Origin of the sequence: Actinomadura rubrisoli, assembly GCF_004349215.1 — a bacterium.
Taxonomy (GTDB): Bacteria; Actinomycetota; Actinomycetes; order Streptosporangiales; family Streptosporangiaceae; genus Spirillospora; species Spirillospora rubrisoli.
Window position 1 is genome coordinate 1 of the sequence record NZ_SMKU01000200.1, and the last position, 16,971, is coordinate 16,971.

The window sequence follows — 16,971 nt, forward strand, 5'->3', positions numbered from 1 at the left end:
CCCCCGAGCCGCCGGCCAGGCCCCTGACCGCCGGAACCCTGGACGACGAGATGGTCGGCCTCCCCGAGCAGAAGCCCGGCTACCCCGGCCAGCAGCGCTCGGTCGACACGAGCTGAGGGCTACAGGGCCTGCGGGGGCTGGGCGGCCGGGCGCGCCTCGGTGCTGGAATCGAACGGGACGAGGAGGGTGCGCAGCAGGTCCGCCAGCGCCTCCCGCTGGTCCGGGCTGAGGCCTTCCAGGATCGCCTGCTCCCGGTCGAGGAGGTCGGCGAACGCCGCGTCCACCCGCGTCATGCCCGCCGGGGTCAGCCGCACCAGCACGCCGCGCTTGTCCTGCGGATCGGGATGCCGCTCGACCAGCCCGGCCGCCGCCAGCCGGTCGATCCGGTTCGTCATGGTCCCCGACGTCACCAGCGTCGCCCGCAGGAGCCGCCCCGGGCTCAGCTCGTACGGGCCGCCCGCCCTGCGCAGTGCGGTCAGCACGTCGAACTCCCACGACTCCAGGTCGTGCGCCACGAACACCGCCCGCCGGGCGCGGTCCAGGTGCCGCGCCAGCCGCGAGACCCGGCTGAGGACGTGCAACGGCCGCACGTCGAGATCCGGACGCTCCGCGTTCCAGGCCCCGACCAGCCGGTCGACCTCATCCTCCATGCCGACACCCTACCTGTCTTGATATCGAGAAGACTGTCGCGGCGCTCCTTGGTTTCTTGACATCAAGATAGGGGCCGGGCATCATATGTCTTGATGTCGAGAGAAGCCGTATGGGACCCCGCACAGTACGGGATCTTCGGAGACGAGCGCGCCAGACCGTTCGCCGAACTGATCGGACGGATCGGCGGCGCGGAACCCGGCCATGTCGTCGACCTCGGATGCGGATCGGGCGAACTGACCGCGACGCTCGCGGCGAGATGGCCGGACGCCGTGGTGCAGGGCATCGACAGCTCTCCCGAGATGATCGCCGCGGCCAGAGCCCACGAGATCCCCGGACGGCTCGCCTTCGAGGTCGCGGACGTGGCCTCCTGGCGACCCGAACCCGTGGACGTCGTCGTCTCCAACGCCGTCCTGCATTGGGTCCCCGAGCACCTGGAACTGCTCCCGCAATGGATCGACGCCCTCGCCCCCGGAGGACGGCTGGCCTTCCAAGTGCCCGGAAATTTCGGCGCCCCCAGCCACGTGCTGCTTCGGGAACTGTGCCGGTCGCCCAAATGGATCGAGCGGATCCGGGACATCCCGCGGGCCGACCCGGTCCTCGGCCCGACAGGATACCTCGATCTACTGGCACGGCACGGCCACGCCGTGGACGCCTGGGAGACGACCTACACACAGGTCCTCCACGGAGACGACCCAGTATTCGAGTGGGTCAAGGGAAGCACGTTGAGACCCGTGCTCTCCGCACTGGGAACGGACGCAGAGGACTTCCTTGACGAATACCGGCAACTGCTCAGGGACGCCTACCCCGTCGCGCCCTACGGAACCATTTTCCCGTTCCGCCGGGTGTTCGTAGTCGCCAGAAAGAACGCCCCCTAGACAGGTGCCGCCCGCCGTCCGAGCGAAGCGACTCGTTCCCCTGCGGTGTGCCAGCCCGGACGGCAGGCGGCACCCAAGGCCGCGCCAAAGACACGGCCCTACAAACCCCGGCGTCGAAACCCGACGGCGGCGACCCCGGCCGGTGGCCGTACGGACGAACTCCGAACGGCCACCGGTTCACCCCTCCAAAGACTCGCCGTCAAGCTCACGGCGTCCCCTGCGCTGAGCCTTCTCGGCCCTCGCCGCCGCCTTCTCCTCGGCCTTCTCCGCCTTGGCCGCCGCCTTCTCCGCGCGCTTCTCCAACCGCTCCATCTCCTTGCGACGGCGGCGGGGATCCAGAGACGGGCGGGGCTCCAGACCGGACAACCCGTTCCAAGCGAGGTTGACCACGTGGGCCGCGACCTCCTCCCGGCGGGGCTTGCGGACGTCCAGCCACCACTGGCCGGTCAGCGCGACCATGCCCACAAGGCTCTGCGCGTACATCGGGGCGAACTTGTCGTCGTAGCCGTGGCGGTCGAACTCCTGGGCCAGTATGTGCTCGACCTCGCCGGCGATCTCGCTCAGCAGGCTGGCGTAGCTGCCCGTACCGGTACCGCCGTGGGAGTCGCGGACCAGGATCCGGAACCCGTCGGGATGACCCTCGATGTACTCCAGCAGGGCCAGCGCGGCCTTCTCCAGCTTGCCCCGGTAATGCACCGCCGAGTTCAGCGCCTCGGTGACGAGGCTCAGAAGCCTCTCGAACTCGCGATCCACCACGACCGCGTACAGCCCCTCCTTGCCGCCGAAGTGCTCGTACACCACGGGCTTGGACACCCCCGCTGCAGCGGCGATCTCCTCCACCGACGTGCCGTCCAGCCCGCGCTGGGCGAACAGCGTCCGTCCGATGTCAAGGAGCTGCTCGCGCCGTTCCTTGCCTGTCATGCGCTTTCTGCGGATTCTGGGAGCCGGTTCCGTCACGGGTTCAATTGTGGCGGTCAAGGAGCCTGCTCGGTGCGCTTGGCCGCGAGCCTGCCCGTGTTCGGCCAGCGGACGTCGTACGCCCAGCCCGCCTTCTCGAACGCCCAGATGATGCGCGCACTGATGTCGACCTGCCCCTTGAGGACGCCGTGGCGCGCGCAGGTCGGGTCGGAATGGTGCAGGTTGTGCCAGGACTCGCCGAGGGACGGGATGGCCAGCCACCACACGTTGCGGGACTTGTCGCGGACCTCGAACTCCTCCTTGCCGAACGTGTGGCAGATCGAGTTGATCGACCAGGTCACATGTTGGACGAGCGTGATCCGGACGAAGCCGGCCCAGAACAGGGCCGTGAAGAAGCCCAGCCACGACATGGTGACAAGGCCGCCGATCGCGGCGGGCAGCAGGAACGAGACCGCGACCAGGCCCGGGAACCAGCGGTGGATACGGGTCATGTCCCGGTCGCTCAGCAGGTCCTTGGCGAACCGGGGCTTCGACGTCCGATTGGCGTCGAACAGCCAGCCGTAGTGCGCCCACGCAAGACCCTTGGTGAGCGCCTTCCAATCGTTGCCGAAACGCCAGGGCGAGTGAGGGTCCATCTCCTTGTCGGAGTGCTTGTGATGGCGCCGGTGGTCGGCGACCCAGGTGATGACGGGCCCCTCGATCGCCAGGCTCCCGGCCAGCGCCATGAAGATCTTCAAAGGACGCTTGGCCTTGAACGAGCCGTGCGTGAAGTAGCGGTGGTAGCCCACGGTGATCCCCCCGGCGGAGAGCACGTAGAAGACCGCCGTGAGCGCGATGTCGGTCCAGCCGAGGAACCTGCCCCAGGCGAGTGGAACGGCCACGAACAGGGCCAGGAACGGGACACCGGTGAAGACGGCGACGAGCAGGCGCTCAGCGTTGCCTTGGCGATGGGAGTCGAGTTCGGGTCGTGTCTGTGGACGAGGGGGGTCGATGGCCGGGGCCGTCATGCGTCACCGCTTCCTGTTACTCGGGAGAGCCTTACCTACGCCAACGTAACCTACGGAACCGTAAGTTAGAAAGGGGCGCCGGGTAAAATCGGTGTGAATCTGCCTCATGGTTCACAAGACTCTCTTGCTGCTCTGTTGTGCGACAGATCACCCGCGGAAGGGACGAAGAGATGGCCCTCACCCAGGAAGAACGCTCGGCGCGCGCCATGAGTTCGCTGACCGGGCCGTCGGTCGCCGACGCCTTCGGGGACCAGTCCTGCATCCTCGCCAACCGGCACGTCTCCGCGGAGACCCGCCTGCCGCCCGCCCCTGGGTCTGGTCGGACGACACGGAGATGGCTTGCTCCGTACTGGACGTCCTAAACCGATTCGGGCACATCGACCACAGCATGACATTGCACTAAGCAACGAACTGGATACGAAGAGTTAAAATCGCTGGTATCGTTGCCCCATGAGCGGACCAATGCCGGATGAGATCCGGAACAACCTCAAGTCCAAGGCCATCGACCTGCGCACCCAAGGCTGGACCTACCGAGAGATCGCCGGGTCCCTGAATATCTCCATAAGCACCTGCTCGCTGTGGTTACGCGACGTGCCCGCGCCGCCTCGGCCGGGCTACCGGCAGGAACGGGTCGCGGCCATGTGGAAGGCGCGCTGGGAGCCTTACCACATCGCCACCGAGCGCGAGCGGCATGAGGTCAAGCTCGCCGCGTGCGCCGAGATGGGAGAGCTCGACGAGCGTGAAACGCTGCTCGCCGGCGCGCTGGTGTACTGGTGCGAAGGGTCCAAAGACAAGATCTACAGGCGTTCGGAGAAGGTGTCATTCATCAACAGTGACCCGGCCCTGATCGCCTTCTTCCTCCGCTTCCTGGAGACGGCGGGCGTCTCACGAGACCGCATCCAGTTCAGGCTGCACATCCACGAGACGGCCGACATCGCCGAGGCCACCAAGTGGTGGAGCGAGTGGACCGGAACCCCGGTCGAAGACTTCAGGAAGCCGACGGTCAAGCGGCACAACCCCAAGACCAACAGGAAGAACCTCGTCGACGAGTATCGAGGGTGCGTGCAGATCACCGTGCGGAAAGGAGCGGATCTGTACCGACGCATCGAGGGGTGGGCTTACGGCGCCCTCCTGGGAGGTGAGGCCGCCCGCACTCGTCTGATCAGTCGTTCCGACGAGGCCGTCAGCAGGATCATCGCGGAGCATGGCATGCCCCGATGAATTGATGTAGGGCGGTGTCCCCGCCGCCCGGTATCGTGGGCCCAGCAGGTCCCCACCTGGAAGGTCGGGACCTGCTGGTCCGCCGTGGCGTAAATGGCAACGCAGCTGGTTTTGGTCCAGAAGAGTCTAGGTTCGAGTCCTAGCGGCGGAACTGTCGGAAATGTCCGAGTTTGGGGTAGTCGGGTGGGCGGCGGGTGACAGGTGGGCGCCGGGCGGTATCCTTCCCGGTGTCGGGCATGCTGTGACCTGCTTCGCTGTGGCGGGTGGGCGGCTTGGCCCGCACCCGAAACCGATCCCCGTCCGCGATGCCGAGGAGCCTCCTAGTGAGCGCCAGCCGCCCGGCCGCCGTCATCGTTCTCGCCGCGGGCGAGGGCACCCGGATGAAGTCCAGCACCTCGAAGGTGCTCCATGAGCTCTGCGGGCGGTCCATGCTCGGCCACGTGCTGGCCGCCGCGCGCGAGCTGGAGCCCGAGCGGCTCGTCGTGGTCGTGGGCCACCGGCGGGAGCAGGTCGTCGCGCATCTCGCCGAGCATGTGCCGGACGCCGAGTCCGCCGTCCAGGAGCGGCAGGGCGGCACCGGGCATGCCGTGCGCATGGCGCTGGAGCAGACCGGCGCCCTGTCGGGCACCGTGGTGGTCACGAACGGCGATCACCCGCTGCTGCGCGGGGAGACGCTCGCGGCGCTCGTCCGGACGCATGAGGACGAGGGGAACGCGGCGACCGTCCTGACCACGGAGATGCCCGACGCGACCGGTTACGGGCGGATGGTCCGGGCGGAGGACGGCAGCGTCGCCGCGATCGTCGAGCACAAGGACGCCGACGAGGCGCAGCGGGCCATCAACGAGATCAATGTCGGGATGTACGCCTTCGACGGGGCCCTGCTGGAGGACGCGCTCAAGCGCGTGACCACCGACAACGCCAAGGGTGAGGAGTACCTCACCGATGTCGTGGCGATTCTGCGCGGCGACGGGCACCGGGCGGGGGCGCATCTGACCGCGGACTGGGTGGAGACCCAGGGCGTGAACGACAAGGTGCAGCTCGCGCAGGCGCGGCGGCAGCTGAACGACCGGATCCTGGAGGCCCACATGCGGGCCGGGGTCACGGTCGTCGACCCGGCGACGACGTGGATCGACGTGGAGGTGACCGCCGAGCGGGACGCCGAGGTCCTTCCGGGCACGCAGCTGCACGGCCGCACGCACCTGGGGGAGGGCGCGCGGGTCGGGCCGAACTCCACTCTGACGGACACGGTGGTCGGTGCCGGGGCCGTGGTGGTCAACGCCGTGTGCGCCGGGGCGGAGATCGGCGCGGAGGCGTCGGTGGGGCCCTACGCCTACCTGCGGCCTGGGACGCGTCTTGCGCGCAAGGCGAAGGTCGGGACGTACGTGGAGACCAAGAACGCCGAGATCGGCGAGGGCTCGAAGGTGCCGCACCTCACCTATGTGGGCGACGCCGAGATCGGGGCGGGCTCCAATATCGGCGCCAGTTCGGTGTTCGTGAACTATGACGGGGTCGCCAAGCATCGCAGCGTGATCGGCTCGCATGTCAAGGTGGGCAGCGACAACATGATCGTGGCGCCGGTGACCATCGGGGACGGTGCGTACACGGCGGCCGGGTCGGTCATCGTCCAGGACGTTCCGCCCGGGGCGATGGGCGTCGCGCGGGCGCGGCAGCGCAACATCGAGGGGTGGGTCGAGCACAAGCGGCCGGGTTCTCCGGCGGCTGAGGCGGCGCGCCGTGCCCGGGAGGCGGCGGACGGCGCCGAGGCCGGCGGCAGTGGCGCCGCCGGTGAGGGCGCCGCCGGCGAGGGCGGCGGCGCGTGACGGGCGCGCTCCGGTAGGCGCCGGCGGCCGGGGTTCCGGCCGCGTTCGAAGACTGCCCCGCCCTGTGGCGGGGAGGTGGAGGGACAGTGGCGTCCCACACCGATAAGAGACGAGCACGGACAACAGACGACCGCGCGGCGCGAGGGTTCTTGTGGTGCGCGGTGAGTGGGGACGACACCCACGTGAAGGCACCGTTCCATTGAGGGGGAGTTGTCAGAGGTGAGTGGGATCAAAGCGAGCGGTCAGAAGAAGCTGATGCTCTTCACCGGCCGAGCCCACCCGGACCTGGCCAAGGAAGTAGCCGACAACCTCCACGTCGACCTCACGCCGACGTCCGCGTACGACTTCGCCAACGGCGAGACGTTCGTGCGGTTCCTTGAGTCGGTCCGGGGCTCCGACGCCTTCGTGATCCAGAGCCACACAGCTCCCATCAATCAGTGGATCATGGAGCAGTTGATCATGGTGGACGCGTTGAAGCGCGCGTCGGCCAAGCGGATCACCGTGGTGGCGCCGTTCTTCGGGTATGCGCGGCAGGACAAGAAGCACCGCGGCCGGGAGCCGATCTCGGCGCGGCTGATGGCGGATCTGTTCAAGACGGCGGGCGCGGACCGGTTGATCACGGTGGATCTGCACACGGCGCAGATCCAGGGTTTCTTCGACGGTCCGGTGGATCATCTGTTCGCGCTCGACCTGCTGGCGCAGCACTTCGAGAGCCGGCTGGACACCTCGCGGGTCACGGTGGTGGCGCCGGACGCGGGGCGGGTGCGGGTGACCGAGCGGTGGAGTGACCGGCTCGGCGGCGTGCCGATGGCGATCATCCACAAGAAGCGGGACCCGGACGTGGCGAACGAGGTGAAGGTCTTCGATGTGGTCGGCGAGGTCGCGGGCCGCACCTGTGTCGTGGTGGACGACATGATCGACACCGGTGGGACGATCGTGAAGGCGGCGGACGCGCTGTTCGATAACGGCGCGGCGAAGGTCGTGGTCGCGGCGACGCACGGTGTGCTGTCGGGGCCGGCGGTCGACCGGTTGAAGAACTCGCGGATCTCCGAGGTGGTGCTGACCAATACGCTGCCGATCCCGGAGGAGAAGCAGTTCGACAAGCTCACGGTGTTGTCGATCGCTCCGCTGGTCGCGCGTGCGATCAACGAGGTGTTCAGTGACGGGTCGGTGACCAGCCTGTTCGGCGGGCACAGCTGAGCCGGGGCCGTCCGTTGCGGGCCCACTGGCGTTGCGCATTACGACAATCGGCTAGACTTGATGAATCCGCGTATGCCTTGGGTTGTTCAGTGCGGTGCCAGTACAGGCCCCGCACTCCCTGGGGAACGCAAAGAATCTTCGAGGCGCCTGACGCATCGAGCAACGCCTGATTCGCTCTGTCCGTAGCGGACGTCCATGCTGGACGGCCGTGGATCGCAACAACGAGGAGTTTTCGCCGTGTCCGAGGTACGCATTGCCGCCGAGCCGCGCACCGAGTTCGGTAAGGGTGCCGCGCGGCGCACCCGCCGGGCCGGCAAGGTGCCCGCCGTCCTCTACGGTCACGGCACCGATCCCCAGCACATCTCCCTGCCGGGGCACGAGCTGATGCTCGCGCTCAAGACCCCGAACGTGCTGCTGACGATCGAGGGTGTCGGCGACGGCGCGGAGCTGGCGCTGCCGAAGGACGTCCAGCGGGACCCGATCAAGGGGTTCCTGGAGCATGTCGACCTGCTGCTGGTCAAGCGGGGCGAGAAGGTGACGGTCGATCTGCCCGTCAACGTGGTCGGTGATGTGCTCCCGGGTGCCCGGCTCGTGCAGACGGAGGTGCAGATCTCGGTGGAGGCCGAGGCGACCCACATCCCCGAGTCGGTCGACCTCGACATCACCGGCCTGCCGATCGACACGCAGGTGCTCGCCCGGGACCTGGAGCTGCCGTCGGGCACGACGCTGGCGGCCGACGAGGAGACGCTGATCGTCCAGATCGTCGACGCGACCGTGTCGACCGAGCCGGAGGTCGAGGCCGAGCCCGAGGGTGAGGGCGAGGCCGCCGAGGGTGAGGGCGAGGCCGCCGCCGAGTAGCCGAGTGGCCGGGGCGTCGGATGACGGCCGCCCCGGACGGTTCTTCACGGCCCCCGCCGGTGTGCGCACCGGTGGGGGCCGCGGCTTTCGGGATCGGATTGGGGAGTTGGTGTGAGCGCTGACCTCTGGCTGGTGGTGGGGCTGGGCAATCCGGGCCCGTCGTATGCCGGCAATCGGCACAACGCCGGTTTCATGGTGCTCGACGTCCTGGCGGGGCGGGCCGGGGGGAGGTTCAAGTCGCACAGGTCGCGGTCGGAGGTGCTGGAGGGCCGGCTGGGGGGTGTGCGTGTGGTGCTGGCGAAGCCGCGCACGTTCATGAACGAGTCGGGCGGGCCGGTGAAGAATCTCCGGGACTTCTACAAGGTGCCTTTGGGGCGGCTCGTCGTCGTCCATGACGAGCTGGACATTCCGTACGGGGCGGTGCGGTTGAAGCAGGGCGGCGGTGACGGCGGCCACAACGGGCTGCGGTCGATCACGAGGTCGCTGGGTGAGAAGGAGTACCTGCGGGTCCGGTTCGGTGTGGGCCGGCCGCTCGGGCGGATGGACGCGGCCGCGTTCGTGTTGAAGGACTTCTCGGCGGCCGAGCGCAAGGAGCTGGGTCTGGAGGTCGGGCGGGCGGCGGACGCGGTGGAGGCGCTGTTGGCCGGCGGCCTCGGTGCGGCCCAGAACGCTTACCACGCGGTCTGATTCTTCACTCGTGCGGGGCAGTAGGGAACCTCTACCCCAGTCGGGGCGGATCGTCGTTCACGCCTGTGACAAGCTGTTTCGGGCGCCGGGGAGCGCCTTCGCTGTAGCGATGGGGTGACCGGTCGTGGCCGGTTTGACGCGAAGCGGGGCTTCGGCCCGCGTTGGGGGCAATGCGCTCGTAAGATGCAACACAGTCGGGGTTCAAGTTGTTTGTGAACCTAAAGCGCCGTTCAGCCGTCTTCGTGGTGGATCGGGCTTACCGGGGCGCGCGTTACAAGGGTTGGTGAGGGCGTATGGCCGTCGTTGACAAGGTTCAGGCCGAGTCACCGATCCGCCACGATCAACGTCGCCCGCAGTCGCAGAGCTGGAGCGGATGGTACCGCCGGTTCGCCGGCGCCCTCGACTTCCTCAGCATGCTGGCGGCGGGCGGGATCGCGTTCGTGCTCCGCTTCCCGGGCGTGCCCAGCGAGCCGACGGTGCCGTACATGGTGCTGACGCTCGTGCTGCCCGTGCTGTGGGTGCCGCTGCTGATGCTGTGCCGGGCCTACCAGCCGCGGTACATCGGCGTGGGTTATGAGGAGTTCCACCGCGTCCTGCGCGCGGGGTTCGTGTTCACCGCGACGCTGGCGATCCTCGCCTACGCCACGAAGACCGAGGTGGCGCGCGGGTATGTGGTGATGGCGATGCCGCTGGGCACGTTCCTCAACCTGGTGGCCCGGTACCGGCTGCGCAAGTGGCTGCACCGCAAGCGCTGGAACGGCGAGTGCATGCGGCGGGTGGTGGCGGTCGGGCACCGCACGTCGGTCGCCGACCTGATCCGGCTGCTGCGGCAGAAGCGCTACCACGGGATGAGCATCGCGGCGGTGTGCCTGCCGTCGGCGCTGGTGGCGGGCGACGACGCGGTCAGCGAGGTCGAGGGTGTGCCGGTGCTGGGTGATTTCAGCCAGGCCGCCGCGGTCGCCGACCGGATCGGCGCGGACTCCGTGGCCGTCCTGGCGTGTCCGGAGATGGACGGGGTGGCGCTGCGGCGCCTGGCGTGGCAGATCGAGCGGGACGATGTCGAGCTGGTGGTCGCGCCTGCGCTGATGGACGTGACGGGCCCGCGGATCTCGATCAGGCCGGTGTCGGGGCTGCCGCTGCTGCACGTCGAGCATCCGGAGCTGACCGGCGGGCGCAAGATGATGAAGGGCCTGTTCGACCGGGCGGCCGCGCTGAGCGGGCTGGTCCTGCTGAGCCCGCTGCTGGCGGTCGTCGCGTTCCTGATCAAGGCGACGAGCGCGGGTCCGGTGATGTTCCGGCAGGTCCGGGTCGGGCGCGGGGGCCGCGAGTTCACCGTGCTGAAGTTCCGCACGATGGTGCAGGACGCGGAGGCCCGCAAGAGCGCGCTGCTGGAGCGCAACGAGAACGACGGCGTGCTGTTCAAGATCAAGGAGGATCCGCGGATCACGCGGGTCGGGCGCTGGCTGCGCCGCTACTCCCTGGACGAGCTGCCGCAGCTGTTCAACGTGGTGCGCGGTGACATGTCGCTGGTGGGCCCGCGGCCGCCGCTGCCGGAGGAGGTCGCCCAGTACGGCGGCGACGTCTACCGCAGGCTGGTGGTGAAGCCGGGCCTGACGGGGCTCTGGCAGGTCAGCGGCCGCTCCGACCTGACGTGGGAGGAGTCGGTCCGGCTCGATCTGCGCTATGTCGACAACTGGTCGCTGGCCCTCGACCTGCAGATCATGTGGAAGACGTGGTCCGCGGTGTTCCGGGGCGCGGGCGCCTACTGACGGCTATTGACTCTCCCTGCCCGCCCTCCCCCTGGTTTCGGGCGCGGTGGGGTATCCATGAGACGGTAGGCGGGGCAGACCCAACGAGCCGGGAATGTGATCGACGGATGACGGAGACTGCGGTGGCGGACGACCACGCGCTGGCGGCGGAGCTCGCCGGGGCGGCGGGGCGCCTGCTGCTGGGCGTGCGGGACGAGGTGGGCTTCGCCGACGCGCGGGCCTTGAAGGACACGGGCGACCTGCGGGCGCACGAGTACCTCATGGCGGCGCTGGTCGAGCGCTGTCCCGGCGACGCCGTCCTCTCCGAAGAAGGCCGCTCCTCGGTCGCCGGCAAGCGCGCGCGGGGCGCGGACCGGGCCCCGACGCGCAACACCGCCGACGCCGAGCGGCTCACCGCCGGGCGCGTGTGGATCGTGGACCCCCTCGACGGGACGCGTGAGTTCTCCGAGGAGGGCCGCCGCGACTGGGCCGTCCATGTGGCGCTGTGGGAGCGCCTGCCCGGTGGGGGCGGGCGGCTGGCCGCCGGGGCGGTGGCGCTGCCCGCGCAGGGCCTGATCCTGCGGACGGCCGCGACGGGCGGGGCGCTGCTGGTCCGGGACGACCCGGGGGAGCCTCTCCTGACGGCGACGGGGCGGGATCTGCCCCGCGAGGTGCCGCTGCACGCCCCCGCGCCCGAGGCCGGGAAGCTGCGCGTCGCGGTGAGCCGGACGCGGCCGCCGGAGTTCGTGCGGGTGCTGGCCGGGAAGCTGGACTTGGACGTGGAGCTGGTGCCGATCGGCTCGGCGGGGGCGAAGATCTCCGCGGTGCTGCTCGGCGAGGTCGACGCCTACGTGCACGCGGGCGGCCAGTACGAGTGGGACTCGGCCGCCCCGGCGGCCGTGGCGCTCGCCGCGGGCGCCCATGCCTCGCGGGTGGACGGGGCGCCGCTGGCCTACAACCGGGAGGACCCCCGGTTGCCGGATATCCTGGTGTGCCACCCCGTGTCGGCGTCGACGCTGCTGACCGGCATCCGGGATGTGGGCGGCGCCCTGCCGGAGTGACCCCGCCCGACCCGGCGGGACGAAATCCCGGCGGGCGTGCGTTCCAGACCGGTGTGGGCGGCGTCAGTCCCCGTGCCATCGGTGCATCTGCCAGACCAGCGTGGAGAGAACCCCAGACCATGCAGCGTTCCGATTACCTGTTGTCCCAGCTTGACGTCCTTGAGGCCGAGTCGATCCATATCATCCGGGAGGTGGCGGCCGAGTTCGAGCGGCCGGTGCTGCTGTTCTCGGGCGGTAAGGACAGCATCGTCATGCTGCGGCTGGCGCAGAAGGCGTTCTGGCCCGCGCCGATCCCGTTCCCGGTGATGCACGTCGACACCGGGCACAACTTCCCCGAGGTGATCGAGTACCGGGACCGGCGGGTCGCCGAGCTCGGGGTCCGGCTGGTGGTCGCCTCCGTCCAGGAGTCGATCGACAGCGGGCGGGTGGTGGAGGAGACGGGCCGCCGCGCGTCCCGCAACCGGCTGCAGACCGTCACGCTGCTGGACGCGATCGAGGCGCAGGAGTTCGACGCGGCGTTCGGCGGTGCCCGCCGCGACGAGGAGAAGGCGCGCGCCAAGGAGCGGGTCGTGTCGTTCCGGGACGAGTTCGGGCAGTGGGATCCCAAGAACCAGCGGCCCGAGCTGTGGAACCTGTTCAACACGCGGATCCGCCGGGGTGAGCACGTTCGGGTGTTCCCGCTGTCGAACTGGACCGAGCTGGACATCTGGGACTATGTGCGCCGTGAGGAGCTGGAGCTGCCCTCGATCTACTTCGCGCACTCCCGGCGGGTGTTCGAGCGCGACGGGATGCTGCTGGCCGACCTGCCGTACGCCAACCGGGGCGAGGACGAGCCGGCGTTCGAGGCCACCGTCCGCTACCGGACGGTCGGCGACGCGTCGTGCACGGGCGCGGTGAAGTCGAACGCGGCGACGCTGGAGCAGGTCATCGAGGAGATCGCGGCGACGCGGATCACCGAGCGTGGCCAGACCCGCGCCGACGACCGGGCCAGCGAGGCCGCCATGGAGGACCGCAAGAAGGAAGGCTACTTCTGATGGCCGGCAGCTCTGCCAAGCAGATGGACATCCTGCGGTTCGCCACCGCGGGCAGCGTCGACGACGGCAAGTCCACCCTCATCGGGCGGCTGCTGTTCGACTCCAAGTCGATCTTCGAGGACCAGTTGGAGTCGGTGGAGCGCACCAGTGCCGACCGGGGCGAGGAGTACACCAACCTGGCGCTGCTGACCGACGGGCTGCGGGCCGAGCGGGAGCAGGGCATCACCATCGACGTGGCGTACCGCTACTTCGCGACGCCGCGCCGCAAGTTCATCATCGCCGACACCCCCGGGCACATCCAGTACACCCGCAACATGGTGACCGGCGCGTCCACCGCCGACCTGGCGATCATCCTGGTGGACGCCCGCAAGGGCATCCTGGAGCAGTCCCGGCGGCACGCGTTCCTGACCACCCTGCTCCAGGTGCCGCACCTGGTGGTGGCGGTGAACAAGATGGACCTGGTCGGCTACGACCAGGACGTCTACGAGCGGATCGTGGACGAGTTCACCTCGTTCGCCTCCAAGCTGGAGGTGACCGACCTGACCTTCATCCCGCTGTCGGCGCTGCACGGCGACAACGTGGTGGAGCGCAGCGTGAACATGCCCTGGTACGAGGGGTCGTCGCTGTTGCACCATCTGGAGCACGTCCACATCGCCTCGGACCGCAACCTGATCGATGTGCGGTTCCCGGTGCAGTACGTGATCCGGCCGCACGCCTCCACCGACCCGGCGCTGCACGACTACCGGGGGTACGCCGGGCAGGTCGCGGGCGGGGTGCTGAAGCCGGGCGACGAGGTGGTGCACCTGCCGTCGGGGCTGACCACCACGATCACTCATATCGACGGCCCGCACGGCCCGGTCGCCGAGGCGTTCGCGCCGATGTCGGTCACGCTGCGGCTGGCCGACGACATCGACATCTCCCGCGGCGACATGATCGCCCGTCCCGGGAACCGGCCCGAGGTCGCGCAGGACATCGACGCGCTGGTGTGCTGGATGACCCCGGACCGGCCGCTGGCGCCGCGCACCAAGCTGGTGATCAAGCACACGACCCGGACGGCGAAGGTCATGGTGAAGGAGCTGCTGTACCGGCTGGACGTCAACACCCTGCACCGCGACGAGCAGGCCGGCGGCCTGGGGCTGAACGAGATCGGCCGGGTGTCGCTGCGGGTGACGCAGCCGCTGTTCGTGGACGACTACGGCCGCAACCGGCTCACGGGCGGGTTCATCCTGATCGACGAGGCCACCAACAACACCGTCGCCGCCGGGATGATCACCAGCGTGCGGTAGGTGGCGGGTCCGGGGCGTTCCGCAAGGTGAAGGCCAGTGCCGGACGTCCCGGGCCGGTGCCGGACGCCGTGGCGTCGGCGGGCGGGATGTGCCGGTAATCTCGGTTGTCCGTCCCCTGGCGTCCGGTATGACTGGAGTCCCCCTTGAACGATCCCCTCCCCCCGGGACCGAGCGGCTCGGCCGCCTCGTGAAGGCCCTCGTCCTGGCGGGCGGCGCCGGGTCGCGGCTGCGGCCGATCACCCACACCTCCGCGAAGCAGCTGGTGCCCGTCGCCAACAAGCCGGTGCTGTTCTACGGGCTGGAGTCGATCAGGGACGCGGGGATCCGCGAGGTCGGCATGGTCGTCGGCGACACCGAGGCGGAGATCCGCCGGGCGGTCGGCGACGGGTCGGAGTTCGGCCTGGAGGTGACCTACCTCAGGCAGGACGCGCCGCGCGGGCTGGCCCACGCCGTGCTCATCGCGCGCGAGTACCTCGGCGGCGACGACTTCGTGATGTACCTGGGCGACAACTTCGTCGTCGGCGGCATCGACGGGCTGGTGGACCGATTCCGCAAGGAGCGACCGCAGGCCCAGATCATGCTCACCCACGTGTCGGATCCGCGCGCCTTCGGCGTCGCGGAGCTCGACGGCGACGGCCGCGTGGTCGCGCTGGAGGAGAAGCCGGAGTTCCCCAAGAGCGATCTCGCGCTCGTGGGCGTGTACCTGTTCAGTCCGGCCGTGCACGAGGCCGTCGCCGCGCTGCGGCCGTCCCGCCGCAACGAGCTGGAGATCACCGACGCCATCCAGTGGCTGATCGACCGGGGCCACCGGGTCGAGTCCACGGTGATCACCGGCTACTGGAAGGACACCGGCAACGTCACCGACATGCTGGAGGTCAACCGGCTCGTCCTGGAGGGCGTCGAGCCCCGGGTGGAGGGCGAGGTGGACGCGGTGAGCGAGCTGATCGGCCGGGTGGTGGTGGAGAAGGGCGCGCGCGTCGCCGGGTCGCGGATCGTCGGTCCGGTCATCGTCGGCGCCGGCTCCGTCGTCCGCCAGTCCTACCTCGGCCCCTTCACCTCCATCGACCGCGACTGCGCGGTCATCGACAGCGAGATCGAGTACTCGATCGTGCTGCGCGGCGCGTCCATCGACGGCGTCGGGCGCATCGAGTGCTCGCTGATCGGCCGGGAGGCGGAGGTGACGCCCGCCCCCCGGGTGCCGAAGGCGCACCGGCTCGTATTGGGAGACCACAGCAAAGTGCAGATCAGCAAGTGAGCGCCGTACACGACGGCGCGCGCCGGGTCCTGGTCACGGGCGGCGCCGGGTTCATCGGGTCGCACTACGTGCGGGAGCTGGCGGGCGGGGCGTATCCCGCGTGGGCGGGCGCCGAGATCACCGTCCTCGACAGGCTCACGTACGCGGGCAACCTGCGGAATCTGGAGCCCGCCGAGGGCCGGTACACGTTCGTGCACGGCGACATCTGCGACGCCGCGCTGCTCGCGGAGGTGGTGCCCGGCCACGACGTGGTCGTCAACTTCGCCGCCGAGTCCCACGTGGACCGGTCGATCGCGAGCGCGGGCGAGTTCGTCCGGACGAACGTGCTGGGCGTCCAGGCGCTGATGCAGGCGTGCCTGGACGCGGGGACGCCGCGGGTCGTCCAGGTCTCCACGGACGAGGTGTACGGGAGCGTCGACGAGGGCTCCTGGGACGAGGACGCCCCGCTCGCGCCGAACTCGCCGTACTCGGCCGCCAAGGCGGGCGGCGACATGATCGCGCGTGCGTACGCCCGGACGCACGGGCTGCCGGTCAGCGTCACGCGCTGCGGCAACAACTACGGGCCGTACCAGTACCCCGAGAAGGTCATCCCGCTGTTCGTCACCAACCTGATGGACGGGCGCACCGTCCCGCTGTACGGGGACGGCGGGAACGTCCGCGACTGGATCCATGTGGCCGACCACTGCCGCGGCATCCAGGTGGCCGCCGAGCGGGGCGAGCCGGGTGAGGTCTACCACATCGCCGGGACGGCGGAGCTGACGAACCTGGAGCTGACCGGGCGCCTCCTGGACGCGCTCGGCGCGGGCTGGGACCGGGTGGAGCGGGTCGAGGACCGCAAGGGCCACGACCGCCGCTACTCGCTCTCCGACGCCAGGCTCCGGGCGCTCGGGTACGCCCCGGAGGTCCCGTTCGAGGACGGTCTGGCCGCGACCGTCCGCTGGTACGCCGAGAACCGCGCGTGGTGGGAGCCGCTCAGGAAGCGGTCCGAGGACGCGAGGTGAGCTGGCTCGTCACCGGTTCCGGGGGGATGCTCGGCACCGACCTTCTCGCGCGCCTGGAGGAGGCGGGGTTCAAGGACGTCCTGGCGCCGCGGCGGGACGAGCTGGACCTCACCGACGCGGGCGCGGTGTCGGCCGCGCTGCGGCGGCACCGTCCGTCCGTGGTCGTCAACTGCGCCGCCTGGACCGCCGTCGACGACGCCGAGGCCCGCGAGGACGAGGCGCTCGCCGTCAACGGCACCGCCGCGCAGGCGCTCGCCGCGGGCTGCGCCGGGATCGGCGCGCGGCTGGTGCACGTCTCCACCGACTACGTGCTGGACGGGACGGGCACCGAACCCCACCCCGAGGACGC

The 16,971-nt window shown here is 69.7% G+C and carries 16 protein-coding genes and 1 tRNA gene; 14 read left to right on the forward strand and 3 right to left on the reverse strand.

The features are described 5' to 3' along the window. Window positions 1–119: 119 nt before the first annotated feature. Entirely contained in the window at window positions 120–650 is a 531-nt protein-coding gene (locus E1298_RS29805) for a MarR family winged helix-turn-helix transcriptional regulator (RefSeq protein WP_131899099.1), read from the reverse strand. 93 nt (window positions 651–743) lie between these two features. On the opposite strand from E1298_RS29805, the gene E1298_RS29810 reads away from it, so the two are divergent. Then, window positions 744–1,526 (forward strand): trans-aconitate 2-methyltransferase, encoded by a 783-nt coding sequence (locus tag E1298_RS29810; protein WP_131899101.1) that lies wholly within the window; start codon window positions 744–746, stop codon window positions 1,524–1,526. A 177-nt stretch (window positions 1,527–1,703) separates the two neighbouring features. Here the strand turns inward: E1298_RS29810 and E1298_RS29815 are convergent, their stop codons facing one another. Beyond that, entirely contained in the window at window positions 1,704–2,447 is a 744-nt protein-coding gene (locus E1298_RS29815) for a TetR/AcrR family transcriptional regulator (RefSeq protein WP_207944914.1), read from the reverse strand. A 53-nt stretch (window positions 2,448–2,500) separates the two neighbouring features. Further along, window positions 2,501–3,451 (reverse strand): acyl-CoA desaturase, encoded by a 951-nt coding sequence (locus E1298_RS29820; protein WP_131899103.1) that lies wholly within the window; start codon window positions 3,449–3,451, stop codon window positions 2,501–2,503. A 450-nt stretch (window positions 3,452–3,901) separates the two neighbouring features. On the opposite strand from E1298_RS29820, the gene E1298_RS29825 reads away from it, so the two are divergent. The 13 genes from E1298_RS29825 to E1298_RS29885 all read left to right on the forward strand — a co-directional run. Next, the gene (locus E1298_RS29825) at window positions 3,902–4,672 is read left to right on the forward strand and encodes a hypothetical protein (protein WP_131899105.1); all 771 of its coding nucleotides are present in this window, start codon (window positions 3,902–3,904) and stop codon (window positions 4,670–4,672) included. Window positions 4,673–4,750: 78 nt separating this feature from the next. After that, window positions 4,751–4,823 (forward strand) — tRNA-Gln (locus tag E1298_RS29830). 172 nt (window positions 4,824–4,995) lie between these two features. After that, the gene (gene glmU / locus E1298_RS29835) at window positions 4,996–6,492 is read left to right on the forward strand and encodes a bifunctional UDP-N-acetylglucosamine diphosphorylase/glucosamine-1-phosphate N-acetyltransferase GlmU (protein ID WP_131899107.1); all 1,497 of its coding nucleotides are present in this window, start codon (window positions 4,996–4,998) and stop codon (window positions 6,490–6,492) included. 219 nt (window positions 6,493–6,711) lie between these two features. After that, window positions 6,712–7,692, forward strand: coding sequence for a ribose-phosphate diphosphokinase (locus E1298_RS29840; RefSeq protein ID WP_131899109.1), 981 nt, complete (start codon window positions 6,712–6,714; stop codon window positions 7,690–7,692). A 237-nt stretch (window positions 7,693–7,929) separates the two neighbouring features. Further along, window positions 7,930–8,550, forward strand: coding sequence for a 50S ribosomal protein L25/general stress protein Ctc (locus E1298_RS29845; RefSeq protein ID WP_131899111.1), 621 nt, complete (start codon window positions 7,930–7,932; stop codon window positions 8,548–8,550). Between the two features lie 111 nt (window positions 8,551–8,661). Next, window positions 8,662–9,237, forward strand: coding sequence for an aminoacyl-tRNA hydrolase (gene pth, locus E1298_RS29850; RefSeq protein WP_131899113.1), 576 nt, complete (start codon window positions 8,662–8,664; stop codon window positions 9,235–9,237). Between the two features lie 293 nt (window positions 9,238–9,530). After that, on the forward strand, window positions 9,531–11,006 hold the full coding sequence (locus E1298_RS29855; RefSeq protein WP_131899115.1) for a sugar transferase: 1,476 nt from the start codon (window positions 9,531–9,533) through the stop codon (window positions 11,004–11,006). Between the two features lie 107 nt (window positions 11,007–11,113). Beyond that, window positions 11,114–12,046 carry an inositol monophosphatase family protein gene (locus E1298_RS29860; RefSeq protein ID WP_131899117.1) on the forward strand — a complete coding sequence of 311 codons (933 nt, stop codon included), beginning with the start codon at window positions 11,114–11,116 and terminating at the stop codon, window positions 12,044–12,046. Between the two features lie 119 nt (window positions 12,047–12,165). After that, on the forward strand, window positions 12,166–13,080 hold the full coding sequence (gene cysD, locus E1298_RS29865; protein ID WP_131899119.1) for a sulfate adenylyltransferase subunit CysD: 915 nt from the start codon (window positions 12,166–12,168) through the stop codon (window positions 13,078–13,080). Between the two features lie 23 nt (window positions 13,081–13,103). After that, window positions 13,104–14,366 carry a sulfate adenylyltransferase subunit 1 gene (locus tag E1298_RS29870; protein WP_131899127.1) on the forward strand — a complete coding sequence of 421 codons (1,263 nt, stop codon included), beginning with the start codon at window positions 13,104–13,106 and terminating at the stop codon, window positions 14,364–14,366. A 187-nt stretch (window positions 14,367–14,553) separates the two neighbouring features. Beyond that, a complete protein-coding gene (locus E1298_RS29875) occupies window positions 14,554–15,621 on the forward strand; it encodes a glucose-1-phosphate thymidylyltransferase (RefSeq protein WP_131899129.1) in 1,068 nt (355 codons plus the stop codon). After that, window positions 15,618–16,622, forward strand: coding sequence for a dTDP-glucose 4,6-dehydratase (gene rfbB / locus E1298_RS29880; protein WP_131899121.1), 1,005 nt, complete (start codon window positions 15,618–15,620; stop codon window positions 16,620–16,622). The genes E1298_RS29875 and rfbB overlap by 4 nt, the downstream gene beginning before the upstream one ends. Next, window positions 16,619–16,971: SDR family oxidoreductase (locus tag E1298_RS29885; RefSeq protein ID WP_243725891.1), on the forward strand; the 353-nt coding region annotated here is incomplete at its 3' end. The genes rfbB and E1298_RS29885, both read left to right, overlap by 4 nt.

What these genes read in the sequence shown, in the direction of transcription:
- E1298_RS29805 (WP_131899099.1), bottom strand. Translation starts at nt 650, where the DNA reads ATGGAGGATGAGGTCGACCGGCTGGTCGGGGCCTGGAACGCGGAGCGT.
- E1298_RS29810 (WP_131899101.1), top strand. Translation starts at nt 744, where the DNA reads ATGTCGAGAGAAGCCGTATGGGACCCCGCACAGTACGGGATCTTCGGA.
- E1298_RS29815 (WP_207944914.1), bottom strand. Translation starts at nt 2,447, where the DNA reads ATGACAGGCAAGGAACGGCGCGAGCAGCTCCTTGACATCGGACGGACG.
- E1298_RS29820 (WP_131899103.1), bottom strand. Translation starts at nt 3,451, where the DNA reads ATGACGGCCCCGGCCATCGACCCCCCTCGTCCACAGACACGACCCGAA.
- E1298_RS29825 (WP_131899105.1), top strand. Translation starts at nt 3,902, where the DNA reads ATGAGCGGACCAATGCCGGATGAGATCCGGAACAACCTCAAGTCCAAG.
- E1298_RS29855 (WP_131899115.1), top strand. Translation starts at nt 9,531, where the DNA reads ATGGCCGTCGTTGACAAGGTTCAGGCCGAGTCACCGATCCGCCACGAT.
- E1298_RS29860 (WP_131899117.1), top strand. Translation starts at nt 11,114, where the DNA reads ATGACGGAGACTGCGGTGGCGGACGACCACGCGCTGGCGGCGGAGCTC.
- cysD (WP_131899119.1), top strand. Translation starts at nt 12,166, where the DNA reads ATGCAGCGTTCCGATTACCTGTTGTCCCAGCTTGACGTCCTTGAGGCC.
- E1298_RS29870 (WP_131899127.1), top strand. Translation starts at nt 13,104, where the DNA reads ATGGACATCCTGCGGTTCGCCACCGCGGGCAGCGTCGACGACGGCAAG.